The organism is Deinococcus sp., from assembly GCF_018260405.1.
Lineage (GTDB): Bacteria > Deinococcota > Deinococci > Deinococcales > Deinococcaceae > Deinococcus.
This window is the reverse complement of the sequence record NZ_JAGLBG010000151.1, coordinates 1-3,611: the sequence shown is the minus strand read 5'-3', so window position 1 is coordinate 3,611 and position 3,611 is coordinate 1. Positions and strand designations below refer to the sequence as shown.

4 protein-coding genes are annotated in these 3,611 nt (G+C 61.6%); 3 read left to right on the top strand and 1 reads right to left on the bottom strand.

The genetic code is table 11. From position 1 onward, the window contains the following. The 3 genes from QZ269_RS12380 to QZ269_RS12370 all read left to right on the top strand — a co-directional run. On the top strand, nucleotides 1-725 hold a 725-nt coding region (locus tag QZ269_RS12380; RefSeq protein WP_291427013.1), incomplete at its 5' end, for a hypothetical protein. Then, entirely contained in the window at nucleotides 722-1,429 is a 708-nt protein-coding gene (locus QZ269_RS12375; RefSeq protein WP_291427012.1) for a hypothetical protein, read from the top strand. The genes QZ269_RS12380 and QZ269_RS12375, both read left to right, overlap by 4 nt. After that, entirely contained in the window at nucleotides 1,429-2,178 is a 750-nt protein-coding gene (locus tag QZ269_RS12370; RefSeq protein ID WP_291427011.1) for a hypothetical protein, read from the top strand. Before QZ269_RS12375 ends, QZ269_RS12370 begins: the two co-directional genes overlap by 1 nt. Nucleotides 2,179-2,262: 84 nt before the next feature. Here QZ269_RS12370 and QZ269_RS12365 read toward each other — a convergent pair. Continuing rightward, nucleotides 2,263-3,611: glutamate synthase subunit beta (locus QZ269_RS12365; RefSeq protein WP_291427010.1), on the bottom strand; the 1,349-nt coding region annotated here is incomplete at its 5' end.

The window sequence follows — 3,611 nt, the reverse complement described above, 5'->3', positions numbered from 1 at the left end:
ACCAGTACACTGTTCCGGCCAACTTTCAGACCCCGACCTTTGACCGTCAGCCGCTCAGCTGGCCCAGCGCTTTTGGCGACGAGTGGGCCATCATTTCGGAAAAGACTGGACCGCCGAACAGGTTCGCGGTGCTTCTTACGCTGATTTTCGGCGTCTCCGGCTGGCTGCTTTTTATGAACCGCAATGTGCCCGTTGACCCGGACAACGACTCGGGCAATCCAGTGCTGTTTGCCATCATTTGCTTTGGTCTGGCACTCGCGTCGGCCCACCATTTTTACCAGCGCCTCAGACAGTACCAGCGGGGGAAACGCTTTGGCTCACCCATCCTGCTGCTGGAGCACCGGGAATACCTGCCCGGCGAGTCACTCACCCTGGCGTTTCACCGCGACATGTTGCCTGAAGTCAGCGTTAAGTTACAGGGCGACCTGAGCGCCTGGCTGGTGGGCATGGAACTGACCCGCCGCACCCAGGGCACCGACACCATTCTTGACCGGGTTATTTTCCATGAGGAGAACCTGGGTAAAAAAGTGATGCTGCCGGGCAGCCACCAGTTGCGCGGTACCTGGCACGTGCAATTGCCCGGCGACGCCCGGCCCACGCTGCTGGAAACGGGGCACTGGGTCGTGTGGCTGCTCCAGGTACGCCAGAATCTGCCCGGGCAGCTGGAAGAAGTCAGCGATTTCATGATTCCAGTGGTGCCGCAACGCAGCGGGAGCCAACCATGACCCAGATTTTAGACACCTGGAAAGACTACACCTTACCCGAGGAGCTCAAGGAGCCGCAGAAACTGCCCACGCCTACCAGCTTTGGCGGCGAATGGGCGATTGTAGCCACAGGAGCCAAAAAACCAACCTTCTGGGACCTGTTTTTTATTCTGTTGTGGCTGTCTATCACCGCCGCTACTCTCTGGCCGCAGTTCCATGCCGGACTCTCAAACTTGAGCCTCACCACGCTTTTCATGCTGTCGTTTGCCGTTTTCGGGCTCTCTATGCTGTATGGCTATGGCCGCAAATGGTGGCTGCACCTGCAAAGCAACCATTTCGGGTCGCCCATTCTGCTGCTCGATCAGGAACGCTACCGGCCCGGCGACATGCTGCGGCTCTCGTTTCAGCGCGATATCAAGCCGAATACCGAGGTCGGGGCCGGCACCCTCAGCGCCCGGCTGGTCTGCGTGGAAGTCACGCGGCGCACGGTGGGCACCGACACCAGCTATGACCACGCCGTTCACTATGAAAAAGACCTGGGCCAGCAACCGACCTTCGGGGGTCAGCATCAGCTAAGGGCGCTGTGGCACGGGGATATTCCAGCGGTAGCCCGGCCCAGTCAGCTGGGCACTGACCACTGGCTGGTCTGGGAAGTGCAGGTCAGGCAACACCTGCTGGGTCAGCTGGACGAAACCACCAGCTTTCTGATTCCGGTGGTGAACTGATGCCCCCTGAAGCCCACGACCCCGCTGTGACGCTAAGGACGCCCACCAAATACCTTCTGCCTCCTCAGCTCAGCGAGCCGCAGACCATGCCCACACCAACCAGGTTTGGCGACGAGTGGGCCATCATCGCCACAGCGGACAGACCGCCCTACGGCAACCAGATAGCGCAATTGATCGTGCTGGCGCTTGTGCTGGGAGGTGGTATCTATGGTCTGAATATTTGGGCCGGGACAGACAGCTGGAAACTAGTCCTAGCCAATGGATCAGTTCTGCTCATCCTGGGCCTTTTGCTGCTGTCTGTTCTGGGATACGCCGCCCACATCCTGCAAATCTGGAAGAAACAACGCCAGAGCGAGCGTTTCGGTGCGCCGATTCTGTTCCTGAATCAGCACCATTACGCACCCGACGACCCACTGCGCCTCTCTTTTCAGCGCGACCTGAAACCGCATGTGCCCGCTCTGGCTGGCGCCACGCTCAGCGGCTATCTGCGCTGCGTGGAGATCACGTGCGACAGTTCGGGGAGTATGGCGACCTACAGCCATATCGTGCACGCCGAAGAAGATCTGGGGCAGTGCCCGACAGGGGGCGTCAGCCTGCGCGGTGGATTTACGGGGCAGCTGCCACCAAATGCGAAGGCCACCCGCCTGAGCGAAAGCAATGCGCTGGTGTGGGAAATGCAGGTGCGCCAGCAGGTGCCGGGGCAGCTGGACGAGACCAGCAGTTTCCTGATTCCGGTGGTGTCTGCCTGACGGTGACCCTAGCCACAGAGGCCGCACCTGGGAAAGCAAGTTAAACAGCAACCCTTTCTTCGGGAGCGGAGCCTCAGTCTAGCCTCAACGCGGCAGAACGCTTGCGCCCATCAGGAACTCGTCAATGGCCCGCGCCGCCTGCCGCCCTTCACGGATGGCCCAGACCACCAGCGACTGGCCCCGGCGCATGTCGCCCGCCGCGAATACGCCGTCCACGCTGGTCGCGTAACCGCCCACCAGTTCGGTGCCTGCCTGAGCATTACCACGGGCGTCCTTCTGCACGCCAAAGCTGTCCAGCACGGTCTGCATCGGGTTGGTAAAGCCCATCGCTAGCAGCACCAGTTCAGCCTCGTGAATTTCTTCGCTGCCCGGGACTTCTTCGAGCTTGCCGTCCCTGAATTCCATACGCACGGTCTTCAGGCCCGTCAGCTTGCCACCTTTGCCGATAAATTCCTTGGTGGCAATGGCGAATTCGCGCACGGCCCCTTCCTCGTGGCTGGTGCTGGTGCGCAGCTTCATGGGCCAGTAAGGCCACACCAGCGGCTTGTTTTCCTGCTCGGGAGGCTGGGGCATGACCTCGAACTGGGTGACCGACTTCGCGCCGTGGCGGTTGCTGGTGCCCACGCAGTCGCTGCCAGTGTCGCCGCCGCCGATCACGATGACGTTCTTGCCGTCGGCCCGCAGTTGCCCCTTGAGCTTGTCGCCCGCATTGACGCGGTTCTGGCCGGGCAAAAATTCCATGGCGTAATGCACGCCCTGCAAGTCGCGCCCCGGCACCGGCAGGTCACGCGGCGTCTCGGAGCCGCCCGCCAGTAGCACGGCGTCGAATTCCTGCTGAAGCTGCGCGGGGGTCACGTTTTCCTTGCTCAGGTTGGTGACTTTGCTGTCTTTGGGCCACTCCCCCACCAGCACGCCGGTGCGGAAGGTCACCCCCTCGGCCTCCATCTGGGCCACGCGGCGATCGATGTGGGTCTTTTCCATCTTGAAATCGGGGATGCCGTAGCGCATCAGGCCGCCCACGCGGTCGTTCTTCTCGAACACCGTCACGTCGTGCCCGGCGCGGGCGAGTTGCTGCGCGGCGGCCAGTCCAGCAGGCCCGGAACCGACCACGGCCACCTTTTTGCCGGTCTTGACGGCGGCGGGATGCGGCACGACCCAGCCTTCCTTCCAGCCGCGCTCGATGATCGCCAGTTCGATGGACTTGATGCCCACCGGCTCCTGGTTGATGTTCAGCACGCAGGCCGCTTCACAGGGCGCGGGGCAGATGCGCCCGGTGAATTCGGGAAAGTTGTTGGTGGTGTGCAGTACATCCAGGGCCTGTTTCCAGTCGTCCTGGTACACCAGATTGTTGAAGTCGGGGATGATGTTGTTGACCGGGCAGCCGTTGTTGCAAAACGGAATGCCGCAGTCCATGCAGCGCGTTGCCTGTTTGC